Genomic DNA, 26,238 nt, shown 5'->3' on the forward strand with positions numbered 1-26,238 from the left:
CCAAAAGAAGGGAGCAGGCCCTACGCGTGAGCTTATGCGCAGCCCGCGCGTTTGTCACTGCCGCATGGTTTCGCCAAGCCGGCGGGCGTGGCGTTCCATGGGCCTATCAGTTGTCAAAACCGACCTTGTCCACCAATTCGCTGGCTTGCTTGCGATGCTTGGCGATCTCGGTCAGCGGCAGCGGGTCCACCTTCAGTTCGCCAAAACTGGCGATCACGGGGTCCAGCTTCACGCCCTTGCGGACGGGGTATTCATAGTTTGCCTGGGCGTACAGGGCCTGGGCGGGTTCCGACACCAGGAAGTCCAGCAGCTTGACCGCGTTGGCCTTGTTGGGCGCGTGGGCGGCAACGGCGGCGCCGCTGACGTTCACGTGCGTGCCGCCGCTCTTGGCGTTGGCGAAGGTCGGGCGGATCACCTTGATGGCATCGCCCCACTTGCGGGCGTCGGTGCCGGGCTCCGCATTCTTCATGTGGCCGACGTAATAAGCATTGGCCAGGCCGATGTCGCAGATGCCGCCCAGGATGTCGCGGGCCACGTCGCGGTCGCCGCCGGCAGCCTTGCGGGCCAGGTTGGCCTTGACGCCGCGCAGCCATTTTTCGGTGGCTTCGGCGCCGTCATGCGCGATCATGGAGGCGACCAGCGCGGTGTTGTAGGGATGCTGGCCCGAACGGATGCAGACCTTGCCCTTCCACTTGGGATCGGCCAGGTCTTCGTAGCGGAAGGCTTCCAGCTTCAGGTCCTTTTCCACATACAGCACGCGGTCGCGCAGCGACAGGGCGTACCACTTGCCGTCGGCGCCGCGCAGGTTGGCGGGGATGACGGATTCCAGGGTTTGCGACTTGACCGACTGGGTCACGCCGCCATCGACCAGGTCCAGCAGGTTGCCGATGTCCACGGTCATCAGCACGTCGGCGGGCGACTTGGCGCCTTCCGCCTTGACGCGCTCCAGCAGGCCGTCCTTGACGAAGACCGTGTTGACCTTGATGCCGCTTTCCTTGGTGAAGGCGTCCAGCAGCGGCTGGATCAGCTTGGGTTCCCGGGTGGTGTAGAGGCTGACTTCCTCGGCGGCGTTGGCCGACACGGCGAAGGCGGCGGCGCCGGCCAGCGCCAGGGCGCGCAGCAGCGAGTTCAATTGGGGACGCTTGGTCATGACGAGGTGCTCCGGCTAGGGCTGCAGAGGGATTCCCGAGGCTTCAGGCCTTCCCGCTGCGCAAAACTGTCTGCTAACGAAAATGATTATCAAATGAGAACGCGACGATAACAGGAAGCAAAGCGGCGTTCAACTGGTCGTAAGTCAGGCAGGCTGCAAGCTTGATCCCCATCAATACGGCATAAGGGTATTACGGAATAATGAGAGCAGTTATCATCGAGACCCTGTAGAATAGGGTCAACCCTAATGCCGGCCGCGTCTTTTGTGCGGTGCGGAATGACCCAGCGGCGCAAGCCGGGCGCGTAGCCCGGGGCGGTCGCCCTTATTTGATACGACATGGCTGCTTTCAACACTGAGCGCGTACTAAGCGTGCACCACTGGAACGACACCCTGTTTTCCTTTACCACGACGCGTGACTCGGCCTTGCGGTTCCACAATGGCCACTTCGTGATGATCGGACTGGAAGTTGAAGGCAAGCCCTTGCTGCGGGCCTACAGCATCGCCAGCGCCAACTATGAAGAGAACCTCGAGTTCCTCAGCATCAAGGTGCAGAACGGCCCGCTGACGTCGCGCCTGCAGCATCTGAAAGAAGGCGACACCATCCTGGTCAGCCGCAAGCCCGTGGGCACGCTGGTCGTGGACGACCTGAAGCCGGGCAAGCACCTGTTCCTGTTCGGCACGGGCACGGGCCTGGCGCCTTTCATGAGCATCATCAAGGATCCGGACGTCTACGAACGCTTCGACAAGGTCATCCTGGTGCATGGCGTGCGTTGGGTCAGCGAGCTGGCCTACGCCGACTTCATCGAAAAGGAATTGCCGAACAACGAATTCTTCGGCGACGTGGTGCGCGAGAAGCTCGTCTACTACCCGACGGTCACGCGCGAACCGTTCCGCAACCAAGGCCGCATCACCGAACTGATGGAAAACGGCAAGCTGTGCGCCGACATCGGCATTCCCCAGATCAATCCGGAAACCGACCGCGCCATGATCTGCGGCAGCCCCCATATGCTGGCCGACATCAGCGCCATGCTGGACAAGCGCGGCTTCACGGTATCGCCGGGCGTGGGCCAGCCGGGCGACTACGTGGTCGAGCGCGCATTCGTGGACAAATAAGTCCCGCCGCTGGCGCCAAACCCAAAACCCATCGCAGCGATGCGATGGGTTTTTTGTTTTCCGAGGCCGTAGGACGTCATTTTCAAGTGCAGCCCCCGCAACGAGAAGCACGCGGCGCGGATGGGGCGCGACAATACAAGGCTTAAGGCGCGGATCGCGGAATCCGCCATGCCCCAATCGATTGCAAACAACGACAAGGAGCGAGAAATGGATCTGGGCATTACCGGCAGGACCGCGCTGGTGGGCGGCGCAAGCAAAGGCCTGGGCTACGGCTGCGCGCTGGCCCTGGTGCGCGAGGGCGTCAACGTGGTGATCGTCGCGCGCGGCGCCGACGCCCTTGAGGCCGCGCGGCAGCAACTGCTGCAGGCGCGGCTGGACGGCAAGACCTTCGTCAAGGCCGTGGCCGCCGATATCACCACCGCGCAAGGCCGCGAGGCCGTGTTCGCCGCGCATCGCGACTACGACATCGTGGTCACGAACGCGGGCGGGCCGCCGCCCGGGGACTTCCGCGATTGGGGCAGGGAGCAGTGGCTAAACGCGGTCGACGCCAACATGCTCACGCCGATCGAGTTGATCAAGGCCACGGTGGACGGCATGGCCGAGCGCGGCTTCGGGCGCATCGTCAACATCACGTCCAGCGCGGTCAAGGCGCCAATCGACATCCTGGGCCTGTCCAATGGCGCGCGCAGCGGCTTGACCGGTTTCGTGGCGGGCGTGGCGCGCAGCGACATCGCGGCCCGCGGCGTCACGATCAACAATCTGCTGCCGGGCGCTTTCGCCACCGATCGCTTGAGCTCGGCTCTGGCGGCATCGGCAGCCAAAACGGGGCAGGACGCGCAAGCCGTGCGCGCCCAGCGCCAGGCAGCGATTCCGGCTGGCCGCTTTGGCAACGCGGAGGAGTTCGGCGCCATCTGCGCCTTCCTGTGCAGCGTCCATGCGGGCTACATCACCGGCCAGAATGTGCTGGCGGACGGCGGCGCCTATCCCGGCACGTTCTGAGCGGCCAGCGGTGACGTATCGAGCAGATCAGTTCACGGGCTAGACGGTGTGAATGACCGGCCCTCGGCAGCGGCGTGCCCAGCTGGCGACGGGCGGCGGCGCGAGCGCGCACCGCTGCCCGCAGGCGCCCCGGCCTATTCAGGCTGAATGCCTGCCTTCTTGATGATTTCGCCCCACTTCTTCGACTCGGCCTGCTGGAACTGCGCCAGTTCTTCCGGCGTGGAGCTTGCCGCGTCCGTGCCCGTCTGCGCATAGAACTGCTTGGCGGGAGCGCTTGCCGTGGCCTTGACCAGCAATTCATTCAGGCGCTTGACGACATCCGGCGGCGTGCCGGCAGGCGCATACGCGGCGAACCAGTAGCCCATTTCGTAGCCCGGGACACCGGCTTCGGCGATGGTGGGCACGTCCGGCGCCAGCGGCGAGCGCGCCTGGCCGGTCACGCCCAACGCGCGCAGCTTGCCCGACTTGACCTGCGGCAGGCCGGTGGCGGTGTCGGTGATCATCATATCGATCTGGCCGCCCAGGAGGTCGGTGACCGCCAGCGGGTTGCTCTTGTACGGCACGTGCAGCAGCTGCACGCCCGCCATCTGCTGCAGCAGTTCGCCGGCGATGCGGCTGCTGGAGCTGCCGCTGCCGAAGCTCAGCTTGCCGGGCGCTTGCTTGGCCTGGGCCAGGAAGTCGCCGACCGTCTTGGCCGGCGAACTGGGATTGACCACCATGATCTGGCCGCCTTTGCCCAGCAGGGTCAGCGGCGCGTAGTCCTTGACCGGATCGTAGGTCAGCGTCTTGTAGAGGTGTTCATTGGCGGCGTGCGTGGTGTTGGTGGTGATCAGCACGGTGTAGCCGTCAGGAGCGGCGCGGGCGCCGGCGGCGGCGCCTATCATCGCGCTGGCCCCGGGCTTGTTCTCGATCACCACGGCCTGGCCGGTCTGTTCGGTGACGCCCTGGCCGATGGCGCGGCCGATCTGGTCGGTGGCGCTGCCGGCCGCGAACGGCACGATGAAGGTGATGGGTTTGGCGGGGAACTGGGCCATGGCGCTCAAGGGCAGGGCGGCGGCCAGCAGCAAGGCCAGCCGGCCTTTGGAAGCAATGCGCATGTGTGTCTCCTGTGGATTTTTATAGGAATCGAAATCAGGCGGCCGCGGGGCGGTCGCCGGGTATGTCAGGCAGCCGGGCGGCCAGCGCCGGGCTGACCTCGACCGTCATGTCCAGCAATCTGAATGACAGGCTCTTGCCGTGCGTATCCAGGTTGAGGGCATCGTTGACGCCGCCGTCCAGCACGCCTTCCAGCACGAAGTTCATGGCGTGCAGCGTGGGCAGCATGTAGCGGGTGACGCGGCTGGGGCGGCGGTAGGCGAACCAGGCGGCGACGCGGGCTTCGGTAGCCTGTGCCGCCAGCACGTCGTAGCATTCCGGGTCCCAGGCGATCAGGCTCAGGTTGGAGATGTCGCCCTTGTCGCCGGAACGGCTGTGCGCCAGGCGATATAGGGGGACTGAGATCAGCGGCGGATTCATTGCGGGGCTTCTTCCAGGAAGGTCCAGCCGCTGGGCACGGCGTCGCGCGGCAGGGTGCAGGACAGCATGTTCAGGCGCGGGCGCAGCGCGGTGCGCACGCCGCCGCCGCCGGCCGGGCCGCAGGTATAAAGCGCGGTCACTTCGCGCAGCACGCTTTCCGCCAGCTTGCGGTCCAGATGTTCGGCCGCGATGCGCAGGCGCACGTCGCGCGCATGGCCGGGGGGCAGGGCCGACAGCATGCTGCCGGCGTCGTCGCCCAGGATGCTGATGGCGCCGATGAGGTCTGCGCGCAGCCGCAGGGCCGGGTCCAGGCGCTTGCGCACGATATCGGCGGCCAAGCGGGCGCGCGCCTCGGCCTGCACCCCGGCGTAGGAGATCTCGGCCTCGGCCAGCCAGCCGCCGCGGTAGCAGACGTTGACCTTGAGTTCCGCCGGACGCGCGTGGCCGGTGATGCCGCGCACCGACACCCGATCGCCGCCCAGGTCGACCACCTCGGCGCGGCTCAGGTCGGCGACGACGTCCGGCGTCAGGTAGCGCGCTGGATCGTGCACCTCGTACAGCAGTTGTTCCTTGACCGTGCGGGCGTCGACCATGCCGCCCGTACCGTCTGCCTTGCCGATCACGAATTCGCCGTCCGCATCGATCTCGGCGATGGGAAAGCCCGCGGCATGCACGTCCGGCACGTCCTTCAGGCCCGGCACGCAGAAGTAGCCGCCGGTAACCTGCAGGCCGCATTCCAGCATGTGGCCGGCCATGGTGGCGCGGCCCAGCCGCGGCCAATCGTCCATGGACCAGCCGAAATGAGCCAGCGCCGGACCCAGCGTGAGCGATGGGTCCGACACGCGGCCCGCGACCACGATCTGCGCGCCGGCCCGCAGCGCCTCTGCGATCTCGGCGGCGCCGAGGTAGGCGGTGGCGCTGACCACGTCCATTCCGTCCAGCGCGCCACCAAGGCGTAGTCGCAGCAGTTCGCGTTGCGCATCGCCGGACAGCGCGTCGCCGTGCACCACCGCGATGCGCGGCGCGGGCAGGCCTTGCTGCCGGGCCAGCGCGGCAATGCGCCGGGCCGCGGCGCGCGGGTTCGCCGCGCCGAAGTTGCCGACGATGCGGATGCCGTGGCGCAGGCAATCGGCCAGCACCGGGCCGACCAGTTCGTCCAGCAAGGGTTCGTAGCCGCGCTCCGGATCTTCGTTGCGGGCCAACTGGGCCAGCGCCAGCGTGCGCTCGGCCAGCGTTTCATAAATCAGCACGCCGCCGCCGCGGGCGATCAGCGTGCGCACCACGGCGGCGGCGCCGTCGCTGCGGTCGCCGGAGAACCCGGAGGCGCAGCCTATGTGGAGGGGGGCTAGGGACATACGGAATCAGGGCAGGGGTCTAGGTGTCTGAGCCCACTATAGGCATGCGCGGCTCATCAGTAAAATAGAAAGATCGGATCAATTCATAGAGAAAACCCATGAATCTGTCTGCTCGCCAATTGCGCGCGTTCGTGGCCCTGGCCGAAGAAAAACACTTCACCCGGGCCGCCCAGCGCTGCCACCTGACGCAGCCGGCCTTCAGCGCCCTGATCCGCCAACTGGAGGACAGCGCGGGCTTGCGCCTGTTCGACCGCAACACGCGCCATGTGGAACTGACGGTCGAAGGGCGGGTGCTGGACGCGACCGCGCGCAGGCTGCTGGCCGACATGGACCTGGTCATGGAGGACCTGCGCGACCATGCCGCCAGGCGCCGTGGGCGGGTGGCGCTGGCGGCCTTGCCTTCGCTAGCCGCGGGTTGGCTGCCGGGGCTGTTGGCGCGCTTTCGCGTAGCCTATCCCGGCATCACGCTGGACCTGCGCGATGCGCTGCTGGATCCCTGCCTGGATCTGGTGCAGGCAGGGCAGGTCGACTTCGCCGTGGCTTCGCGGCGGCCAGACATGAACGATCTGGACAGCGAGTTCCTGCATGCCGACCGCTACTTCCTCGTATGCCGGGCCGACCATCCGCTGGCGGACGCGGGCCGCGCCCGGCTGCGCGACATCCTGCGCTATCCCATGATCCAGCTCGCGCGCGGCAGCAGCGTGCGCAAGCATCTGGACGCCGCCCTGGGCGCAGACGCGCCCGCGCCGGTGTTCGAGGTTGAACACCTGGCCACGGCAACGGGGCTGGTGCGCGCGGGGCTGGGCATCTCGGTGGTGCCGGCGATGACGCTGTTCCACTTCGGCGGCGCCGACCTGCGCATCGTGCCGCTGGCCGGCAAGGCCTTGACCCGGCCGCTCTACCTGGTGCGGCGCAAGGGCCGCACGCTATCGGTCGCAGCGCAGGCCTTGTATGACCTGCTGCGGGAGCATCGGGGGGATATCGATAGCCCGGGATGCCATGGAGTTGGCTAGTCATGGCGGCGATCTCGGAAAGATCTTGCTCAGCCTGCGCGAGCAACGAATCGTCCCGGATGTTCAGTCGGTTGCGTAGCGCGAAACCGCCGGGGCAGCAGTACGGATCCTGTCCGGTGCCGTACTTGTCCAATGTCAGGCAGGCTTGCGATAGGCGCGCAACACGGCTTCGCGGGAAGGCAGTTCGCGCTGCGCGTGGGCGGGCGTGACTGGGTAACCTTCCAGGCGCAGGCTGGCTGCGTAGTTGGAGCGGCGCACCTTTGCCCAATAGTCCAGCTTGGCTTGGAGGCTGGTGTTTTTCAAGGGAGACGCCTCATTTGAGAAGCTGCGGGGGTATCCAGACGATTATGCCGAAGCGCGCATTGGACTTGGCTGGCCCAGCCTTGCGGGAAGCATCATATATGTTCCGTCTTGCAGCCACCCTACGGCATTCAGCCACTTTCGCAAAAGTCTATTGCTGGATAAACTTCGATAGTTGTAGTTTCTATCCGACTTTCGAAGGATTCCGCCCATGAGCAAGCAAATCATCCATACCGACACCGCGCCCGCCGCGGTAGGCCCTTACTCGCAAGCGGTTGCCGTAAGCGGCACCAAGACTGTCTATCTCTCGGGCCAGATCGGCCTGGAGCCGGGCACTGGCGATCTGGTCTCCGAGAACTTCGATGCGCAGGTGCGTCAGGCTTTCGCCAACATGCAGGAAGTCATCAAGGCTGCCGGCGGCACGCTGGACAATGTGGTCAAGCTGACGCTGTTCCTGACCGACCTGGGCAAGTTCACGGCCGCCAACGCCATCATGGCCGAGATCATTCCCCAGCCGTTCCCGGCGCGCTCGACCATCGGCGTGGCCAGCCTGCCCAAGGGCGCGCAGTTCGAGGTCGAAGCCATTCTGGTCCTGTAAGGCCCGTCCGGACTTTTCAATCCAGGGGTTCGTTTCTCCATGCCGGCCGCAGCCGCGGCTTCCAAGCGATCCGGCGCCGACAACAAGGGCGCCGGCAAAGCGATGACGGATACGGAGCGCAAGCTTCGTAACCTGGGTTTGGTGCTGCCCGAGGACTTCGTGCTGCACCTGCCGCTGCGCTACGAGGACGAAACCCGCATCATGCCGATCAGCGCCCTGCGGCCCGGTTTTGCCGGGCAGGTCGAGGGCGAGATCACCAAGTCCGAGGTTCTCTACCGGCCCCGGCGCCAGCTGACCGCAACCCTGGCGGACGACAGCGGCGAACTGCAATTGCGCTGGCTGAATTTCTACCCCAGCCAGCAGAAGCAAGTCACGGTGGGCAAGCGCCTGCGTGCGCGCGGCGAGGTCCGTGGCGGCCTGTTCGGGCGCGAGATGGTGCATCCGCGCATGACCAATGCCGACGCGCCGCTGCCCACGGCGCTGACGCCCGTCTATCCCAGCACCGAAGGGCTGCCGCAACTGACGTTGCGCCGTGCCATCGCGCAGGCGCTGGACCGCGCCGACCTGTCCGACACCTTGCCCGACGAGGCGCGGGCGCGTTACGACCTGCCGCCGTTCGAACCGGCCATCCGCGCGCTGCATACGCCAGCGCAGGGCGAGTCCGAGCAGGCCTTGCTGGATCGCGTCCATCCCGCCTGGCGGCGCATCAAGTTCGATGAACTGCTGGCGCAGCAACTGTCGCTGGCGGCCGCGCGCGCTGCGCGCCGCGTCAAGGAAGCGGAATCGTTGCCCGTGCGCAATGAGGCTGGGGGCCTTGTCGCCAGATTGTACGAAGCCTTGCCGTTCAAGCTGACCGGCGCGCAAGAGCGCGTGGTTCAGGAAATTTCCGCAGACCTGGCCAAGCCGTATCCGATGCACCGCTTGCTGCAAGGCGACGTGGGCAGCGGCAAGACGGTCGTGGCGGCCATCGCCGCCGCCCAGGCCATCGCCAGCGGCGCGCAGGTCGCGCTGATGGCGCCCACCGAAATCCTGGCGGAGCAGCACTTCCGCAAACTGGTGTCCTGGCTGCAGCCGCTGGGCGTGAACGTGGCCTGGCTGAGCGGCAGCCTCGCCGCCAAGGCGCGCCGCGAAGCCGTGGCGGCCGCGGCTGACGGCAGCGTGCAATTGATCGTGGGCACGCAGGCGCTGATCCAGGACAACGTCGAATTCCATCGCCTGGGCCTGTCCATCGTCGACGAGCAGCACCGCTTTGGCGTCGGGCAGCGCCTGGCGCTGACCCGCAAGGGTGAAACCGTGCGCGGGCGCAATGTGCCGCACCAGCTCAACATGAGCGCGACGCCGATTCCGCGCACGTTGGCCATGACCTTTTTCGCCGACCTGGATGTGTCCGTCATCGACGAGCTGCCGCCTGGGCGCAGCCCCGTGCTGACCAAGCTTGTGTCGGACGCAAGGCGCGAGGAAGTCATCGCCCACATTGCCCAGGCCGCGCGCGGCGGGCAGCAGGCCTACTGGGTTTGCCCGCTGGTCGAGGAAAGCGAGGCCCTGGAACTCCAGACCGCCGTGGATACCTACGAAGGCATGCGCGCCGATTTGCCGGACCTGCGCATCGGACTGGTGCATGGCCGGTTGCCGCAAGCCGAAAAGGCCGCCGTGATGCAGGCGTTCCGAGATGGCGAAGTCGACCTGCTGGTCGCCACCACCGTGATCGAGGTGGGCGTGGACGTGCCGAACGCCTCGCTCATGGTGATTGAGCACGCCGAGCGTTTCGGCCTGGCGCAGCTGCATCAGCTGCGCGGCCGGGTAGGGCGCGGCACCGCCGAATCGGTATGCGTGCTGCTCTATCAGACGCCGCTGTCGCAAGTGGCGCGCGAACGCCTGCGGGCCATGTTCGAGACCTCGGACGGCTTTGAAATCGCCCGCCGCGACCTGGAACAACGCGGCCCGGGAGAGTTCCTGGGCACGCGCCAGTCCGGCATGGCCTTGCTGCGCTTCGCCGACCTGGAAACGGACGCGGCCATCGCCGAAGACGCACGCGATGCGGCGGTCTGGCTGCGCGCCGAGCATCCGGCCGCGGTCGAGGCGCACCTGGCGCGCTGGATGCGCGGACGCGAGGATTTCCTGCGCACTTGACCATGCAGCCAGCCGCCAATCTCAATCTAGCAAGCGCCAGCCACAAGGCTGGGGCATAACCCCCGGGGGCGTAGTCCACCATGACTCTCACCGAACTCAAGTACATCGTCGCCGTCGCGCGCGAACGGCATTTCGGCCGGGCGGCCGAGGCCTGTTTCGTCAGCCAGCCCACGCTCTCGGTGGCGATACGCAAGCTGGAAGACGAATTGGGCGTGACGCTGTTCGAGCGCGGCGGCGCCGAGGTCGGCGTCACTCCCATCGGCCAGCGCATCGTGGCGCAGGCGCAGAAGGTGCTGGAAGAAAGCGCCAGCATCAAGGAGATCGCGCGCCAGGGACACGACCCGTTGGCCGGCCCCTTGCGCGTCGGCGTCATTCACACCATCGGTCCGTACCTGTTGCCGCGGCTGGTGCCGGAGCAGATCCGCCGCACTCCGCAGATGCCGCTGTTGCTGCAAGAGAATTTCACGGTGCGGCTGGTTGAACTGCTGCGCCAGGGCGAGATCGATTGCGCCATCATGGCTTTGCCGCTGCCCGAGGCCGGCCTGGTCATGCAACCCTTGTACGACGAGCCCTTTGTGGTGGCCGTGCCCAATGACCACGAGCTGGCCCGGCGCCAGGCGATCGACGCCCAGGACCTGAAGCAGCAGACCATGCTGCTGCTGGGCAGCGGCCATTGCTTCCGCGACCAGGTGCTGGAAGTCTGTCCCGAGCTGTCGCGCTTTTCGGCGGCCAGCGATGGCATTCAGCGCACCTTCGAAGGCTCATCGCTGGAGACCATCCGCCATATGGTCGCGGCCGGCATTGGCGTGACCGTGTTGCCCGTGACCGCGGTGCCGGAACAGCCCCCATCCAACAGCCTGCTGCGCTATCTGCCATTTGACGGCCACGTGCCGGAGCGCCGCGTGGTGCTGGCCTGGCGTCGCAGCTTCCCGCGGCTGGCCGCCATCGAGGCGCTGGCGCAGGCGGTCTATGCCTGCGAGCTACCCGGCGTGAAGATGCTGACCGACGAGGTGGCGGCGGTGCAGGATTGATTTCCGGGCCGCTGTCCGGCGGTTGCGCGCGCGGTTTGCGCCGCGTCAAAAGGTCGCAGGACTGATTGATGAAAGCGGCGGATATTGCGGCATTTCGCCGCATTTGCAGTGTTATCCTTGTTTCGCACATACATCCCTAGGAGCTAGCAATGGCCAAGTCCCCCAAGAAGACCTCCAGCGTTCCGCGCATCAACATCGGCATCTCGGACAAGGACCGCGCCGCCGTCGCCGGCGAACTGTCCAAGCTGCTGGCCGACTCGTACACGCTGTACCTGATGACGCACAACTTCCACTGGAACGTCACGGGGCCCATGTTCAACACGCTGCACCTGATGTTCATGACCCAGTACACGGAAGAGTGGAACGCACTGGACAGCATCGCCGAGCGCATCCGCGCGCTGGGTCACTATGCGCCGGGCACCTACCGCGAATTCAGCAAGCTGTCCTCGATCTCCGAGCCGGACTCGGTGCCCGAGGCCCTGGAAATGGTGCGCCTGCTGGTGACCGCCAACGAATCGGTCGCCAAGACCGCTCGCGCCGCCTTCGAGAAGGCCGATGCCGCCAACGACCAGCCCACGGCCGACCTGCTGACGCAGCGCCTGGACGTGCACGAAAAGAACGCCTGGATGCTGCGCAGCCTGCTGCAGTGATCGCGACGGTCGCCGCATGAAAAACGGAGCCTCGCGGCTCCGTTTTTTTTCAGCAGCAGGACTGAGTTCAGGGCTGATGCGATAGCGGCCGCGCCGGGATGGGCGCGATCCGCTCGGGCGGCGGCGTCACCCGCCACACCGCGCGCCGGCGCAGCGCGCCCAGCAGCTTCAGGCCCTGCGGCCAGTCGTCCAGGCCGCTCTCGGCGTTGATGTGGCCAGCGCCCGGCACGACCACCAGCCGGCTGCCCCAATCGCGCGCAAAGGCGCGGGCGCGTTCCAGTTGGCAATAGGGATCGTTGTCGCTGGCCACCACCACGCTTTGGAAGGGCAGGGAATGGCGCGGCACCGGCCCGAAGTTTCTCAGGCAGGCGGGAGCATTGTCGCGCTCCACGTCGGCGGGCGCCACCAGCAGGGCGCCAGCGACCTTGGCGCGCAGCGGCACCGGCAGGGCGGCGCTGATCAGGCAACCCAGGCTGTGCGCGACCAGGAGGACGGGACTGCGGGCCTCGTTCACCTCGGTGGCCAGCGCCGCGATCCATTCGCCGGGAGTCGGATGTTCCCAGTCGCGCTGCTCGACGCGGCGCGCATGCGGCAGCAGGGCCATCCAGCGCGATTGCCAGTGTTGCGGTCCGGAGTTTTTCCATCCGGGAACGATGATCGGTTGGAGTCTCATGGCGGCCATGATGCCGGGCGGCCTTAGTAACGCAAACGAATAAATCGTCTTTTGCATATACGCCAGCGGGCATAAGGGCAGCCCGCGAACAATGCCGCAGCGCAATAATCGGACGCGTGTCAAAGTGGTCCGAAACTGGCCTGAGAAGGGCTATTTTTCAGTGTATGCTTGCCCTGCAATCGCAATGCAACCGGGCGTGACCAGGGCCGAAACCCCTGCAAAGGGCAGTCCAGCAGGCATGCATGGCCTGGAGATGATCCGGCGTCCGATCCGGTGCAAAAACTAACGATTACAAATCATTAGAGGAGTCCACACATGAAGCCAGTATTTCGTCTGACCCCGGTCATTGCAGCGCTGGGCGTCGCAGCCGGTCTGGCGTTTGCCTCGGGAGCGCAAGCGCAAACCATCAAGATCGGCGTGGTCGGCCCCACCACCGGCGCGGTCACGCAGTATGGCGATATGGTCCGTGAAGGCGTCGATACCGCGGTCGAGCGCATCAACGCCGCCGGCGGCATCAACGGCAAGAAGCTGGAAACGGTTGTGATCGACGACGGCTGCGAACCCAAGCAAGGCCCGGTCGCCGCCAACCGCGTGGTCAACAGCAAGATCGGTTTCGTCGTGGGCCACGTGTGCTCGGGCGCCACCATCGCCGCCGCCGACATCTACAACAACGAAGGCGTGGTCATGGTCACGCCGTCGGCCACGTCGCCGGCGCTGACCGACGGCAAGAACTACGAGTTCATCTTCCGCACCATCGGCCGCGACGACCAGCAAGGTCCTGCCGCCGCCAAGTTCATCCTGGAAAAGATCAAGCCCAAGAAGGTCGCCGTGCTGCATGACAAGCAGTCCTACGGCCAGGGCATCGCCACCGCGGTCAAGAACGACCTGGAGAAAGGCGGCGTGGCCGTCGCCGTGTTCGAAGGCATCAACGCCGGCGACAGCGACTACTCGGCCGTCATCACCAAGCTGAAGAGCCAGGGCGTGGACTTCGTCTACTACGGCGGCTACCACCCTGAAATGGGCCTGCTGCTGCGCCAGGCGGCCGAACAGGGCGTGAAGGCCAAGTGGATGGGTCCGGAAGGCACGGGCAACCCCGACATCAACGCCATCGCCGGCGACGCCGTCGAAGGCATGCTGTTGACGCTGCCGGCCGACTTCACCCAGAACGCCGCCAACGCCGACATCGTCAAGGCCTTCGAAGCCAAGAAGCGCAACGCCAGCGGCGCCTTCCAGATGACCGCCTACACGGCCACCCAGGTCATCGCGGACGGCATCAAGGGCGCGGGCAGCGACGACCCGACCAAGGTCGCCAAGTACCTGCACGCCAACTCCTTCGATACGCCGATCGGCAAGGTGTCCTGGAACAAGCAGGGCGACCTGACGAACTTCCAGTTCGACGTGTTCACCTGGCACAAGGACGGTTCCAAGACCGTCTACAAGTAAGTCCATGCGCGGGCCGCCGGCCCGCGACGCCGGCGGAGCCACTAGCGGTTCCGCAGGAAACCGGGCCGGAAGCGACAGTCTTCCGGCCCGGTTTTTTTGTTCCTCCGACGAACCGGGAACCGGCGCGGCGCGTTCCGGTCGAACGCGCGCCCGCCGCATTTGCGTAGAATGCGGCGCCATCGACCTCACTTTTTCTGTCTGGACACCATGACCAAGGCCTTGTTAGTCGAAGACGATCCGAAACTATCGCGCCTGATTGCGCAGTTCCTGGAGCAGCACGGTTTCCATGTTGCCCAGGCCTACCGCGGCGATCACGCGGTGGAGGCATTCCGCAGGCATGACCCGGCCATCACCATCCTGGACCTGATGCTGCCTGGCCGCGATGGCCTGCAGGTGTGCCGCGATCTGCGCGCGTTCTCGTCCGCGCCCATCCTGATGCTGACGGCCCGCGAGGACGACCTGGACCAGATCCTGGGCCTGGAGTCCGGCGCGGACGACTATGTCATCAAGCCCGTGGAGCCCCGTGTGCTGCTGGCGCGGGTGCGCGCGTTGCTGCGCCGGCATAGTCAGCTGGACGAGCCGCCGGAGCGCCTGGAGTTCGGCCCTCTGGTGATAGATCGTCGTACGCGCGCCGTGGTCCATGCCGGTTCCGAAGTGGACCTGACCACGATGGAGTTCGAGATGCTCTGGGCGCTGGCCAGCCAGGCCGGCCAGGTGCTGACCCGCGACGACCTGCTCAACGCGGTGCGCGGCATCGAATTCAACGGCCTGGACCGCAGCGTGGACGTCTGCGTCAGCAAGCTGCGGCGCAAGCTGGATGACGACCCGCGCGATCCGGCGCGCATCAAGACCGTGTGGGGCAAGGGCTATCTGTTCTCGCCCAAGGCGCACGAGGGCGGTGATGCTTAAGTTTGTCCTGCGGCTGTTCGTGGTGCTGGCGGTGGGCTTCGTCATTTCCAACGAAGTGGTGGACCGGTCCGCCAACTACTTCTTCGAACCCGTCAGCGATGCCTACACGCGCGAAGCGGTGCGTGGCCAGATCCACAGCCTGGTGCAGGAACTGGGCCGCGTACTGCCCGCCGAGCGCGAGGCGCACGTGCGCGACGCGCTGGCGCCGCACTACGGCCTGGCCCTCAGGGTGGTCGACGCCGACAGCTATGGCGCCACCGAGGACGAACGCGCCATGGTGGAGTCCGGCAGCTTCTTCGTGCGCGACAAGCAGCAGACCTTCGTGGCGGCGATTCCCGGTCCGGGCAGGCAATGGCTGGAGGTCAAGCTGCCGCCGGAACCATCCATCGCCCCCTGGCTGATGGCCGCGGTGTATTCCGCCCTGGGCCTGTTGCTGTGCGCCTTCATGCTGGTGTGGGCGCTGCCCATCTGGCGCGACCTGGAAGCGCTGAAGACCGCCGCCTTGCGCATGGGGCAGGGCGACCTGCAAGCCCGGGCGCGCCTGTCGCGCCATTCCAGCATCCGCAACCTGGGCGATACCTTCAACCAGATGTCCGACCGCATCAGCGCCTTGGTAGGCAACCAGCGCGACCTGACCAATGCCGTGTCGCACGAGTTGCGCACGCCGATCGCGCGTCTGTCGTTCGAACTGGACATGATGGACCGCGAGGACGACCCCGCCGCGCGCAGGCGATTGGTCGAGGAAATGAAGAGCGACGTGGCCGAGCTGGACGCCATGGCCTCGGAATTGCTGATGTACGCCCGCCTGGAGCACAAGGGCGACGGCGTGGCGCTGCAACCGCAGGACGCGCGCGGCTGGCTGGATTCGGTGGTGCAGCATGCCGGCTTCGAGGCCGGCGTGTCGGGCGTGCGCTGCGAAGTGGCGCTGTGCCAGGTGCCCGAGGTGCACCTGCACCAACGCTACATGACGCGTGCCTTGCTCAACCTGCTGCAGAACGCCATCCGGCATGCTGGCCGGCAGGTCCAGGTCAGCTTGATCAGTCCGGGCGCGCGCGAGTACGTGCTGATCGTGGACGACGACGGCCCCGGCATCCCGCCAGCCGACCGCGAGCGCATTTTCGAACCCTTCATCCGCCTGGACGAAAGCCGCGACCGCGGGACGGGCGGAGTCGGGCTGGGCCTGGCCATCGTGAGCCGGGTGGCTCGCTGGCACAACGGGACCGTGCAGGCGAGCGACAGCCCCCTGGGCGGCGCGCGTTTCGTGATTGCCTGGAAGACCGCCTGAAGGCTGGCGGCCGCGGCGCGGCACAACGTAAACAAACTTCACAATCCGCCGCCGCAATCTTCACAAACTCCATACAAAGCGGGAAAGATCGCGGGCAGGCGCCTGGATAGCATGACGGCAGTTCTCTTCAGAGGTCTTGCCGCTAGCCATGTTTTCCCTCAGCCGCCTGGTTGCCGTAGGTATGTTGCTGGTCGCCGCGGGCGGTTGCCAGGGCGTGCCTCCCGAAGCGCCGCCTCCGATCGCCCAGGGCGACTACAAGGCGGTGGTGGGTTATCTGGCCCAGCGCATCCCCTATGACATGGACGCCTCCGGCGTGCCGGGCCTGTCGATCGCCATCGTCGACGACCAGCGCGTGGTGTGGAGCACGGGCTTCGGCTACGCGGACCCGCTGCGCCATCGCAGCGCCACCAGCGACACGCTGTATCGCGTAGGGACCATCACCAAGATCGTCACGGCCGCGGGCGTGCTGCGCGCTGCCGACGACGGACGCCTGGCGCTGGACCAGCCCGCCTCGCAGGCGCTGCCCGATTGGGACATCCAACCGCGCCGCGGCGCCATGCAATGGCTGGGCACGCATCCCTTCACCGCCCGCAATCTTCTGGCCGTGCACCCTGGATCGTTGGAAGACACCATGGGGCGCGCACGCGCGGACATGGCCTACGCCCTGTTGGGCGACATGGTCGCGCACGTGGCGAGCGAACCGTTCGACACCTACGTGCGCCGCACCATCCTGCAGCCGCTGAACATGCCGCGCGCCGGGTTCCATCCCGACCCGCGCATGCTCGAATTGCGAGCCTCGGGCTACCGTCGCGGCGCGCCCTGGACCGAGGCGCCCCAGCCCAATGAAGCGGCCGACGGCCTGTGGCTCAGCACCTCGGAGATGGCGCGCTTCTCCAGCATGTTGTTCGCCGACGGCGTCTACGAAGGGCGCCGGATACTCAATGCCGACTCGGCCCGCGCCGTGCTCGACATGGAAACGGTGGAAGGCGGCTTGGCGCTGGAGTGCCGTCTGGCCTTGTCCTGGCTGGCAGCGCCCTGTGGCGACGATATCGCCGGCACGCCATTGCGCCTGCATAGCGGCGCCACCGAAGCCTTCCATTCGCGCCTGGTGCTGGCTCCGCGCGACAAGCTCGCAGTGCTGGTCATGAGCAATTCCGACACGAGCGAGCCGTTGGTGGCCTCGGTGTCGACGATGGCGATGGCGCTGATGCGCCAGGCCAAGCAGGGCGCAATCGCCCAATAGATCGGGCCGTTCCCGGCTCCCCGGTTTTATCCCCCCTCAACCTCGTTTCTTGGAAGCTGTTATGAAGCGAAAAATCCGTTCCACCCTGTTTAAACGCGGCGCCGGCGTCGCGTGTCTGCTGGCTTTAGTCCCGGGACTGTCCCTGGCCGATGACGCTGCGAACAGTTCCGTCTACGGCCAGCGCGGGGCCAGCTCGCGCGGGTTGACGGTGGCGACCGGGGAGGGGCCGGCGGACGAATGGCTGTTCTACGGCACGCTGGGCGCAGGCTACGCGCCGCGCTACAGCGGCAGCGACGAGTACTCCGCGACGCCGATCTTCGGCGCAGGCGTGCGCAGTCCGGGCGGCTTCTTCCTCGGTACCGACCGCGGCCTCGGCTGGGAGACGCACGCGCTGAACAGCACATTCAGCTTCTATCTGCAGCCCAGCGCGGCGCGCAAGGACCACAAGAAGGGCTACCAGGGCTCGGACAAGTTGCGCGGCATGGGCGACATCAAGAGCCGTGCGCAGATCGGCATGGATGCCGAAACCACGCTGGGCCCGGTGACCCTGTCGGCCACGATCGCGCATGCCTTCAAGAAGGGCGATGACCGGGACGTGGGCAGCGCCTACACGATGTTCAACCTGGGAGCCAGCACCACCGTATACGAAGGCAGCGCCGGAGCGATCTCGCTGGCCTTGTCCGGCACCTTCGGCGACGGCAACTACATGCGCACCTGGTATGGCGTGAGCGGCAAGCAGTCGGCGAACTCGGGCTATCGCAAGTACACGCCCAAGGGCGGCCTGGAAAGCGTGGGCCTGGGCGCGACGTGGACCGTGCCGCTCTCCAAGTCCTGGTCGTGGACCACGGCGGCGGAAGCCCGGCGCCTGTATGGCGACGCGGCGGACAGTCCCATCGTGCGGGACCGTGCGCAGTACTCCATCGGCACCATGATGACGTACTCGTATTGATCGGGGGAAAAGCCCGTTCCCGGACGGGAGCGGGCTAGGCGGAAGCGGGCGGGCATTGCCGCCGGCTTCCGGCCAGGGATGGTTTACAGGCCTTGCACGCGGCGGCCGCTGTCGGCCTCGAACCAATGCAGCGGATGGCGGCCGTCCGGGCCCAGGTTGACGCGGTCGCCGACCTTGGCCGAGGACTCGGACAGCTGGCGCGTGGTGCAACGCACGACCAGCATGTTCTTGCCGCAGCGGCTGTGGACCAGCTGTTCGGAGCCCAGCGTTTCGACCATTTCGACTTCGGCCGGCACGCCCTGGGTGTTCAGCAGCATGTGCTCGGGACGCATGCCCATGATGATCTTGCGGCCGCGCACCTGGGAGGGCACCTGCAGCGGCGAGATATCCAGCGCGATGCCGTCCAGCGTCTGCACCGTGCCGTCGCCGGCCACGTTCACTTCCATCAGGTTCATCGGCGGCGAACCGATGAAGCCGGCGACGAAGGTCGAGGCGGGCTTTTCGAATACTTCCATCGGCGTGCCGATCTGTTCAGGCACACCCTGGTACATGACGATCATGCGGTGGGCCAGCGTCATGGCTTCGACCTGGTCGTGGGTCACGTACAGGCTGGTGGTGCCCAGGCGGCGATGCAGCTTCATGATTTCCAGGCGCATCGCCACCCGCAGCTTGGCGTCCAGGTTCGACAGCGGTTCGTCGAACAGGAACACCTTGGGTTCGCGCACGATGGCGCGGCCCATGGCCACGCGCTGGCGTTGTCCGCCGGACAACGCGCGCGGGCGGCGGTCCAACAGGTGGCCGAGTTCCAGGATCTGCGCGGCCACATCCACGCGCTTCTTGATCTCGTCCTTGGAGAACTTGCGGATCTTCAAGCCGTAGGCCATGTTCTCGAACACGGTCATGTGCGGGTAGAGCGCGTAGTTCTGGAACACCATCGCGATGTCGCGCTCGGCGGGTTCCAGGTTGTTGACGACCTTGTCGTCAATGAGGATTTCGCCGCTGGTGACGGTTTCCAGGCCGGCGACCATGCGCATCAGCGTGGATTTGCCGCAGCCCGAGGGGCCGACGATGACGATGAATTCACCGTCCTTGACGTCCATGTCGATGCCATGGATGACCGGCACATTGCCGGCGTAGGTTTTCTTGACGTTACGGAAGCTGAGAGTAGCCATGAGTTATTCGTGTTCGGAGTCGTGTTCGGGTGGGCGAGGGCGGGCAGGGGGCACCTTTTCATCGCCGAGCCGTCTCAAGATGAAAACGCCCCCCTGGGGGGCAGCAAGCCGAAGGCGCGGCGTGGGGGTCATTTTTCAGTGTCGACCAGACCCTTGACGAACCATTTCTGCATCAGGATGACGACCAGCGCCGGCGGGATCATCGCGAGCATGGCGGTGGCCATGGTGATGTTCCATTCGGTCACGCTGTCGCCGCCGCTGATCATCCGCTTGATGCCGATGACGACGGGGTACATGTCTTCCTGCGTGGTCACGAGCAGCGGCCACAGGTATTGGTTCCAGCCGTAGATGAACTGGATCACGAACAGCGCGGCGATGCTGGTCTTGGACAAGGGCAGCAGCACGTCGCGGAAGAAGCGCACCGGACCCGCGCCGTCGATGCGCGCGGCCTCGATCAGCTCGTCAGGCACCGTCAGGAAGAACTGGCGGAACAGGAAGGTCGCGGTCGCCGAGGCGATCAGCGGCAGGGTCAGGCCGGCGTAGCTGTTGAGCAGGCCGAGGTCGGCCACGACCTTGTAGGTGGGCGCGATGCGGACTTCGACGGGCAGCATCAGCGTGACGAAGATCATCCAGAAGAAGAACATGCGGCCGGGGAAGCGGAAGTACACCACCGCGAAGGCCGACAGCAGCGAGATGGCGATCTTGCCGATGGAAATCGCCAGCGCCATGATCAGGCTGACGTACATCATGCGGCCCACGGGCGCGCCCGACGAACCGCCGGACGAGCCGCCGAACAGCGCCTGCATGTAGTTGTCGACGAAATGCTTGCCGGGGATGAGGGACATCGGCGCGGACGCCACTTCCTGCGCGGTCTGGGTGGACGCGACGAAAGTGACATAGAGCGGAAATGCCACCATCGCCACGCCGCAAAGCAGGATGACGTGGGCCAGAATATCCAGCCAGGGACGGCGTTCAACCATTGTTTATAGCCTCGGACAAAATCAATACTGCACTTTGCGGTCGACGTAGCGGAACTGCACGACCGTCAAGGCAATCACAATGAACATCAGCACCACCGACTGCGCCGCGGACGAACCGAGGTCCAGGCCGCGGAAGCCGTCGCTGTACACCTTGTAGACCAGGATGGAGGTCGACGTGCCCGGACCGCCCTGCGTGGTGGTGTCCACCACGGCGAAGGTGTCGAAGAAGGCATAGATGATGTTGACCACCAGCAGGAAGAACGTGGTGGGCGAGAGCAGCGGGAACACGATGCTCCAGAAGCGGCGCGACGGGCTGGCGCCGTCGATCGCGGCGGCTTCGATGAGCGAGCGCGGAATCGATTGCAGGCCGGCCAGGAAGAACAGGAAGTTGTACGACACCTGCTTCCATACCGCGGCGATCAGCACCAGGGTCATGGCCTGGTTGCCGTCCAGGCGCGGATTCCAGTCGACGCCGGCATGGCGCAGGGCCACGGCCAGGATGCCGACGGAAGGCGAAAACAGGAACAGCCACAGCACGCCGACGACGGCGGGCGCCACGGCATAGGGCCAGATCAGCAGTGTCTTGTAGAGCCCGGCGCCGCGGATGACGCGATCTGCCATGACGGCCAGCAGCAAGGACACGCCCAGCCCGACCACCGCCACGAGGATCGAGAACACGGCGGTGACGCGGAAGGAATCCAGGTAGGCCTGTTGCGAGAACAGTTCCATGAAGTTGTCCAGCCCGACGAACTCGGAGGACAAGCCGAATGCATCTTCCAGCCGCAGCGATTGCCACATGGCCTGGCCGGCCGGCAGGAAGAAGAAGACCACGGTAATGATGATCTGCGGCAGGAGCAGCAGATAGGGCAAGGTCTTGTGCCCGAATACAACACGTTTTTCCATAGGGGGAACCCAAGGTACAGAAAAGCGGCGGTTGGAGTAACCGCCGCCTGAAACCGCTTTCGTAAAATGCGACAGGCTTAAAACCCTAAAAACCCCAGGGCCTTAAGCCTTGTACTGCCTAGTGCAAAACAGCCCAAGTCCTTGTTACGGCATGGAAAATACCGATTGACAGGACTGGGCTGGCGTCGCGGAAGGGCGTTACTTTACACTCTTCTCGAATTTTTCCAGCAGTTCGTTGCCGCGCTTGACGATGTTGTCGGCGCCGTCCTTGGCGCTGACCTTGCCCGAAACGATGCGTTCGATTTCGGCGTCTTCGATTTCACGGATCTGCGGCAGGAAGCCCAGGCGCAGGCCGCGCGATTGCGCGGTGGTTTCGACGTTCAGCTGCTTGACGCCGACTTCGGTGCCCGGGTTCTTGTCGTAGAAGCCGTCCTTCTTGGTCAGCTCGTAAGCGGCCTTGGTGACAGGCACGTAGCCGGTCTGCTGGTGCCAGCGGGCGGCGATTTCCGGGCTGGCCAGGAACTTGAAGAACGCGGTCACGCCCTTGTAGGTTTCCGGCTTCTTGTTGGCGAAGACCCACAGCGAAGCGCCGCCGATGATGGTGTTCTGCGGCGCGCCTTGCACGTCGGCGTAGTAGGGCAGGGTCGAGGTGCCGAATTCGAACTTGGCGTTCTTGGCGATGTTGGCGCGCAGGCCGGACGAGCCGGTGATCATGGCGCACTTGCCGCTGATGAACAGCGAGTTCGGCTCGTCGCCGCGGCCGCCGTACATGAAGATGCCTTCCTTGCCCAGCTTGGCCAGGTTTTCCAGGTGGCGCACGTGCAGCGGGGTGTTGATGGCGATGCGGGCGTCCAGGCCGCCGAAACCGTTGTCCTTGGTGGCGTACGGCACGTTATGCCAGGCCGAGAACGTTTCCAGCTGGACCCACGACGGCCAGGAGGTGGTGTAGCCGCATTCCTGGCCGGCGGCCTTCAGCTTCTGGCCGGCGGCAGCCAGCTCTTCCCAGGTCTTGGGCGGCTTGTCGGCGTCCAGGCCGGCCTTCTTGAAGGCGTCCTTGTTGTAGTAGAACACCACGGTCGAGCTGTTGAAGGGCATCGACACCAGCTTGCCGTCGGCCGACGAGTAGTAGCCGGCCACGGCGCCGATGAATTCCTTCGGATCGATCGGGTTGCCGACTTCTTCCGACATCTGCTGGACCGGCTTGATGGCGCCCTTGGCGTACATCATGGTGGCGGTGCCGACTTCGAACACCTGGAGGATGTCCGGGGCGTTGCCGGCGCGGAACGCGGCGATGCCGGCGTTCATGGATTCACCGTAGTTGCCCTTGTAGACTGCCTTGACTTGGTAGTCGGGGTTCTTTTTGTTGAATTCGTCGACCAGGCCGTTCACGCGGTCGCCCAGCGCGCCTTCCATCGAGTGCCAGAATTGGATCTCGGTGGCGGCATGCGCGGAGGCGCCTGCGAAAGCCGTCATGATGGCGGCAAAGGTTAAGGCAATACGGTGGGATCGCATAGAGAGGTTCCTCCAGTTGGGCGTGACGCGACCGGGTTGTCCGGGCGCAGAAAACACGACACCTTATGAATTGTTTGTGACAAAACCGTGACTTTCACATCACTCCAAACGCCTGTCAAATTGCGCGTTTTAGGCGCGAACGAACATTTTTCTTTTTTTTCCCAACGAGAACTCCCGTTTACAATCGGCCCCTATGAAAAACGAACTTTCGATTGCGTTCATCGGTGGCGGCAATATGGCCGCTGCGCTGGCCTCCGGCCTGGCCGGCAAAGTATGCGCCGCCGGCAACATACATGTCATTGACATAAACCAGGATTCGCATGCCGCCTGGCAGGCTCGCGGCATGACCACCGCGACGGCTCCGGGCGAGGCCCTGGCGCGGTGCCGGGTCTGGGTGTTCGCTGTCAAGCCACAGAACATGAAGGACGTTGTGGCTTCCACGCGTCAATGGTTGCGTGAAGACACTTTGGTGGTAAGCGTGGCGGCCGGCATCCGCGCCGATACGCTGGCCGCCTGGCTAGGCACGCCCGACGCGCCGTTCAAGCGCCTGGTGCGCTGCATGCCGAACACGCCGGCCCTGGTGGGCGCCGGCATCACCGGCCTGGCGGCCCTGGATGGGGTGGACGCAGCCGACCGCGACCTGGCGGCCCGATTGCTGTCCAGCGTGGGCGACGTGGTGTGGGTCGCCGACGACGCCGCGCTCGATGGCGTGACCGCGTTGTCGGGCAGCGGCCCGGCGTATGTGTTCCTGTTCCTGGAAGCGCTGGTGGCCGGCGGGCAGAAGGTCGGCCTGACGGCCGAGCAAGCCAAGCAATTGGCGTTGGGCACGCTGGCTGGGGCGACGCGCCTTGCCGCCGAGTCTTCTGAACCGCTGGCCACGCTGCGCGAACGTGTGACGTCCAAGGGCGGCACCACGGCCGCGGCGCTCAATGCGTTCGGCGCGGCCGGGTTTGCCGGCATCGTCGAAGACGCCATGGCGGCCGCCGCCCAACGCTCGCGCGAGCTGGCGGAGGAGTTCGGCAAATGACGGCCGCGGACGGGAGCGCGGGCTCCCGGCGCTTTGCGCTCATGAGCCGGCCGCAATTCGCCATCGCCGTGCTGTGCATGCTGGTGGTGGTGGTCGGTTCGAACATCCTGGTGCAGGTGCCGCTGAATGACTGGCTGACCTGGGGCGGGCTGTCCTATCCGGTCGCCTTCCTGGTCACGGACGTGCTGAATCGCCGTTTCGGCCCGGCGGCCGCGCGCCGAGTGGTCTGGTTCGGTTTTGCCGCCGCCCTGGTCGTGTCGGTATGGGTGGCCTCGCCGCGCATCGCGCTGGCTTCGGGCCTGGCCTATATCTGCGCGCAACTGGTCGACATCCAGGTGTTCGACCGATTGCGCGACCAGCGCTGGTGGCGCGCGCCCTTGGTGTCGGGCGTGCTTGGCGCCATCCTGGACACGGCCGTGTTCTTCAGCGTGGCTTTCGCGGCTACCGGCGCGCCCTGGATGACCTGGATGATGGGCGACCTGGCGATCAAGCTCGCGGTCAATATCAGCATGCTGGCGCCTTTCCGGGCGCTGATGTGGAATCTGGCCAAGCCGGCCAATGCCTGAGCATGCGGCGGGGCGCCTGTGGTCTTCAGGCCGCCCCGGGCTTTAATCCAGTGAATAACTACGCACGTTAATTATTATTCGTAAGTCCTGCGTAAGCACTGTATTTAAATGCGTCTTTAAACAGCGTATTAATCGGCGGCTATATATATCCCAAAGCACAATTTCGGATGGCGCGCCAGATGATAAATACGATTTTCTTGCGGATTCTCCAACGATTTCATGGGTTTGCCCCGGCTATCCGTCACGATTAAAGGTGCGCGCCAAAATATTGGGGATTACACGCAGTGACAGTATGGCGGCTTGCTTCCAGAATACCGGCCACACCGTGTTTTTGCCCAAGAAGCCGGCGACGGGCGACGAGGATTAACGGATTACCCAACCGATAAACCGCGTCGGACAGAGCCGCTCAAAACCTCGCTGGAGAACTCCGCATGAAGTTTCTGAATCGCCTTACCCCGGTAGCCATGGCGCTTGGGGCACTTGCCTTGGCTGGCGCCGCGCACGCCGCCGACACGATCAAGATCGGCATTCCCCAGCCCATGACCGGCCCCAATACGCAATACGGCGACCAGATCCAGGCCGGCGCATTGACCGCGATCGAGACCATCAACGCCAAGGGCGGCGTCAAGGGCAAGAAGCTCGAACCCATCCTCATCGATGACGGCTGCGAACCCAAGCAGGCCGTGCCGGCCGCCAACCGCGTGGTCAACTCCGGCGCCAAGTTCGCCGTGGCCCATGCGTGCTCGGGCGTGACCGTGGCTGCCGTCAAGGTCTACGAGGAAGAGGGCATCGTCGGCATCACCCCGGGCGCGACCTCGCCGCTGGTCACCGACACGATCAAGCCGCATTACTTCTTCCGCACCATCGGCCGCGACGACCAGCAAGGTCCGTACGCCGCCAACTACATCGCCAAGACCCTGAAGCCGAAGAAGGTCGCCGTGCTGCATGACAAGCAGACCTACGGTTCGGGCGTGGCCACCCAGGTCCGCGATTCGCTGGGCAAGGAAGGCGTGAACGTCGCCATGTTCGAAGGCATCAACGTCGGCGACAGCGATTACTCGGCCATCATCACCAAGCTCAAGTCGGCTGGCGTGGACCTCGTCTATTTCGGCGGCTACCACCCCGAGCTGGGTCTGTTGCTGCGCCAATCGCGTGAACAAGGCCTGAAGGTCCAGTTCATGGGTCCGGAAGGCACCGCCAACCAGGATCTGGTGGCGATCGCCGGCCCGGCCATCGACGGCCTGCTGGTCACGCTGCCGGCCGACTTCACCAAGCTGCCCGGCAACGAGAGCATCGTGAAGGCCTTCAAGGACGCCAAGCGCGATCCGGACGGCGCCTTCCAGATGCCGGCGTACGCCGCCGTGCAGATCCTGGCGGACAGCATCAACGCGGTGGGCGAAGACCCCGCCAAGGTGGCCGACTACATGCACAAGACCACTTTCAACACCGGCATCGGCAAGGTCGAGTACGACGCCAAGGGCGACCTGAAGAACTTCGAGTTCGCCGTCTATAAATGGGATAAGGACGGCAAGAAGACCCAGCTGTAAACTCGCGATCCCGCCGGCGTCGCCGGCGTGTAGGGCCTGTCGTCCTCGTTCTGCCGTAATCCGCGTAGCGATGCGCCAAAAGCGCTGTGCGGCCGGCGGGCGCAGATGCCAGGCCCTTATAAAATACGCCCAGGTTTCCGGCTCCGGGTCTCTCCACCGGGGCCGGAACCATTTG

25 protein-coding genes are annotated in these 26,238 nt (G+C 65.4%); 15 read left to right on the plus strand and 10 right to left on the minus strand.

Translation table 11 applies throughout. The annotated features are described in order from the left end of the window. Window positions 1-106 precede the first annotated feature (106 nt). Window positions 107-1,150 carry a Fe(3+) ABC transporter substrate-binding protein gene (locus IAG39_RS15650; RefSeq protein WP_059375838.1) on the minus strand — a complete coding sequence of 348 codons (1,044 nt, stop codon included), beginning with the start codon at window positions 1,148-1,150 and terminating at the stop codon, window positions 107-109. A 336-nt stretch (window positions 1,151-1,486) separates the two neighbouring features. Here IAG39_RS15650 and IAG39_RS15655 point away from each other — a divergent pair, with 336 nt between their 5' ends. Next, window positions 1,487-2,263, plus strand: a complete 777-nt coding sequence (locus tag IAG39_RS15655; RefSeq protein WP_059375840.1) for a ferredoxin--NADP reductase — start codon at window positions 1,487-1,489, stop codon at window positions 2,261-2,263. A 207-nt stretch (window positions 2,264-2,470) separates the two neighbouring features. After that, window positions 2,471-3,262 carry an SDR family oxidoreductase gene (locus IAG39_RS15660; protein WP_059376176.1) on the plus strand — a complete coding sequence of 264 codons (792 nt, stop codon included), beginning with the start codon at window positions 2,471-2,473 and terminating at the stop codon, window positions 3,260-3,262. Between the two features lie 134 nt (window positions 3,263-3,396). Here IAG39_RS15660 and IAG39_RS15665 read toward each other — a convergent pair whose 3' ends face one another. From IAG39_RS15665 to IAG39_RS15675, 3 genes are read right to left on the minus strand one after another with little or no spacing between them, the layout of a single operon-like run. Beyond that, complete coding sequence (locus IAG39_RS15665) at window positions 3,397-4,359, minus strand: Bug family tripartite tricarboxylate transporter substrate binding protein (protein WP_059375846.1); 963 nt, start codon at window positions 4,357-4,359, stop codon at window positions 3,397-3,399. Window positions 4,360-4,393: 34 nt separating this feature from the next. After that, a complete protein-coding gene (locus tag IAG39_RS15670; RefSeq protein ID WP_118932475.1) occupies window positions 4,394-4,777 on the minus strand; it encodes a hypothetical protein in 384 nt (127 codons plus the stop codon). Further along, window positions 4,774-6,132 (minus strand): acyclic terpene utilization AtuA family protein, encoded by a 1,359-nt coding sequence (locus IAG39_RS15675; RefSeq protein WP_118932474.1) that lies wholly within the window; start codon window positions 6,130-6,132, stop codon window positions 4,774-4,776. The genes IAG39_RS15670 and IAG39_RS15675 overlap by 4 nt, the downstream gene beginning before the upstream one ends. A gap of 98 nt (window positions 6,133-6,230) precedes the next feature. On the opposite strand from IAG39_RS15675, the gene IAG39_RS15680 reads away from it, so the two are divergent. Continuing rightward, window positions 6,231-7,145 carry a LysR family transcriptional regulator gene (locus tag IAG39_RS15680; RefSeq protein WP_118932473.1) on the plus strand — a complete coding sequence of 305 codons (915 nt, stop codon included), beginning with the start codon at window positions 6,231-6,233 and terminating at the stop codon, window positions 7,143-7,145. A 135-nt stretch (window positions 7,146-7,280) separates the two neighbouring features. Here IAG39_RS15680 and IAG39_RS15685 read toward each other — a convergent pair whose 3' ends face one another. Beyond that, on the minus strand, window positions 7,281-7,448 hold the full coding sequence (locus tag IAG39_RS15685) for a YhfG family protein (protein ID WP_118932472.1): 168 nt from the start codon (window positions 7,446-7,448) through the stop codon (window positions 7,281-7,283). A gap of 208 nt (window positions 7,449-7,656) precedes the next feature. Between IAG39_RS15685 and IAG39_RS15690 the strand changes: the two genes are divergently transcribed. The 4 genes from IAG39_RS15690 to IAG39_RS15705 all read left to right on the plus strand — a co-directional run bounded on the left by IAG39_RS15690 (window position 7,657) and on the right by IAG39_RS15705 (window position 11,854). Then, on the plus strand, window positions 7,657-8,043 hold the full coding sequence (locus IAG39_RS15690) for a Rid family detoxifying hydrolase (RefSeq protein ID WP_013393965.1): 387 nt from the start codon (window positions 7,657-7,659) through the stop codon (window positions 8,041-8,043). Window positions 8,044-8,082: 39 nt separating this feature from the next. Beyond that, on the plus strand, window positions 8,083-10,173 hold the full coding sequence (gene recG, locus IAG39_RS15695) for an ATP-dependent DNA helicase RecG (protein ID WP_059375855.1): 2,091 nt from the start codon (window positions 8,083-8,085) through the stop codon (window positions 10,171-10,173). 80 nt (window positions 10,174-10,253) lie between these two features. Further along, the gene (locus tag IAG39_RS15700; RefSeq protein ID WP_054454135.1) at window positions 10,254-11,204 is read left to right on the plus strand and encodes a LysR substrate-binding domain-containing protein; all 951 of its coding nucleotides are present in this window, start codon (window positions 10,254-10,256) and stop codon (window positions 11,202-11,204) included. Between the two features lie 149 nt (window positions 11,205-11,353). After that, window positions 11,354-11,854: a Dps family protein gene (locus IAG39_RS15705; RefSeq protein WP_059375859.1), complete on the plus strand. Its 501-nt coding sequence runs from the start codon at window positions 11,354-11,356 to the stop codon at window positions 11,852-11,854. Window positions 11,855-11,921: 67 nt separating this feature from the next. Here the strand turns inward: IAG39_RS15705 and IAG39_RS15710 are convergent, their stop codons facing one another. Continuing rightward, window positions 11,922-12,527 carry an RBBP9/YdeN family alpha/beta hydrolase gene (locus tag IAG39_RS15710; protein WP_059376180.1) on the minus strand — a complete coding sequence of 202 codons (606 nt, stop codon included), beginning with the start codon at window positions 12,525-12,527 and terminating at the stop codon, window positions 11,922-11,924. Between the two features lie 315 nt (window positions 12,528-12,842). Here IAG39_RS15710 and IAG39_RS15715 point away from each other — a divergent pair, with 315 nt between their 5' ends. The 5 genes from IAG39_RS15715 (at window position 12,843) to IAG39_RS15735 (ending at window position 18,356) form a co-directional block, all read left to right on the plus strand. Beyond that, on the plus strand, window positions 12,843-13,970 hold the full coding sequence (locus IAG39_RS15715) for a branched-chain amino acid ABC transporter substrate-binding protein (protein ID WP_059375861.1): 1,128 nt from the start codon (window positions 12,843-12,845) through the stop codon (window positions 13,968-13,970). A 207-nt stretch (window positions 13,971-14,177) separates the two neighbouring features. Further along, complete coding sequence (locus IAG39_RS15720; protein WP_082400978.1) at window positions 14,178-14,879, plus strand: response regulator; 702 nt, start codon at window positions 14,178-14,180, stop codon at window positions 14,877-14,879. After that, on the plus strand, window positions 14,872-16,164 hold the full coding sequence (locus tag IAG39_RS15725; RefSeq protein ID WP_059375862.1) for an ATP-binding protein: 1,293 nt from the start codon (window positions 14,872-14,874) through the stop codon (window positions 16,162-16,164). The genes IAG39_RS15720 and IAG39_RS15725 overlap by 8 nt, the downstream gene beginning before the upstream one ends. A 148-nt stretch (window positions 16,165-16,312) precedes the next feature. After that, complete coding sequence (locus IAG39_RS15730) at window positions 16,313-17,407, plus strand: serine hydrolase domain-containing protein (protein WP_059375865.1); 1,095 nt, start codon at window positions 16,313-16,315, stop codon at window positions 17,405-17,407. A 61-nt stretch (window positions 17,408-17,468) separates the two neighbouring features. Beyond that, window positions 17,469-18,356, plus strand: coding sequence for a MipA/OmpV family protein (locus IAG39_RS15735; RefSeq protein WP_059375869.1), 888 nt, complete (start codon window positions 17,469-17,471; stop codon window positions 18,354-18,356). 83 nt (window positions 18,357-18,439) lie between these two features. On the opposite strand, the gene IAG39_RS15740 is transcribed toward IAG39_RS15735, so the two are convergent. The 4 genes from IAG39_RS15740 to ugpB form a co-directional block, all read right to left on the minus strand. After that, window positions 18,440-19,528 (minus strand): sn-glycerol-3-phosphate import ATP-binding protein UgpC, encoded by a 1,089-nt coding sequence (locus tag IAG39_RS15740; RefSeq protein ID WP_118932470.1) that lies wholly within the window; start codon window positions 19,526-19,528, stop codon window positions 18,440-18,442. Between the two features lie 128 nt (window positions 19,529-19,656). Next, window positions 19,657-20,508: a sn-glycerol-3-phosphate ABC transporter permease UgpE gene (gene ugpE, locus IAG39_RS15745; RefSeq protein ID WP_013393954.1), complete on the minus strand. Its 852-nt coding sequence runs from the start codon at window positions 20,506-20,508 to the stop codon at window positions 19,657-19,659. 21 nt (window positions 20,509-20,529) lie between these two features. Beyond that, window positions 20,530-21,411 carry a sn-glycerol-3-phosphate ABC transporter permease UgpA gene (ugpA, locus tag IAG39_RS15750; RefSeq protein ID WP_059375876.1) on the minus strand — a complete coding sequence of 294 codons (882 nt, stop codon included), beginning with the start codon at window positions 21,409-21,411 and terminating at the stop codon, window positions 20,530-20,532. Between the two features lie 198 nt (window positions 21,412-21,609). Further along, window positions 21,610-22,923: a sn-glycerol-3-phosphate ABC transporter substrate-binding protein UgpB gene (gene ugpB, locus IAG39_RS15755; protein WP_059375879.1), complete on the minus strand. Its 1,314-nt coding sequence runs from the start codon at window positions 22,921-22,923 to the stop codon at window positions 21,610-21,612. A gap of 193 nt (window positions 22,924-23,116) precedes the next feature. Between ugpB and proC the strand changes: the two genes are divergently transcribed. The 3 genes from proC (at window position 23,117) to IAG39_RS15770 (ending at window position 26,063) form a co-directional block, all read left to right on the plus strand. Beyond that, the gene (proC, locus tag IAG39_RS15760) at window positions 23,117-23,950 is read left to right on the plus strand and encodes a pyrroline-5-carboxylate reductase (RefSeq protein WP_118932469.1); all 834 of its coding nucleotides are present in this window, start codon (window positions 23,117-23,119) and stop codon (window positions 23,948-23,950) included. After that, the gene (locus IAG39_RS15765) at window positions 23,947-24,516 is read left to right on the plus strand and encodes a queuosine precursor transporter (RefSeq protein ID WP_059375887.1); all 570 of its coding nucleotides are present in this window, start codon (window positions 23,947-23,949) and stop codon (window positions 24,514-24,516) included. The genes proC and IAG39_RS15765 overlap by 4 nt, the downstream gene beginning before the upstream one ends. 431 nt (window positions 24,517-24,947) lie before the next feature. Then, a complete protein-coding gene (locus tag IAG39_RS15770; protein ID WP_059375890.1) occupies window positions 24,948-26,063 on the plus strand; it encodes a high-affinity branched-chain amino acid ABC transporter substrate-binding protein in 1,116 nt (371 codons plus the stop codon). The last annotated feature ends 175 nt before the right edge of the window (window positions 26,064-26,238 follow it).

It is taken from the genome of Achromobacter xylosoxidans (assembly GCF_014490035.1).
Taxonomy (GTDB): domain Bacteria; phylum Pseudomonadota; class Gammaproteobacteria; order Burkholderiales; family Burkholderiaceae_B; genus Achromobacter; species Achromobacter bronchisepticus_A.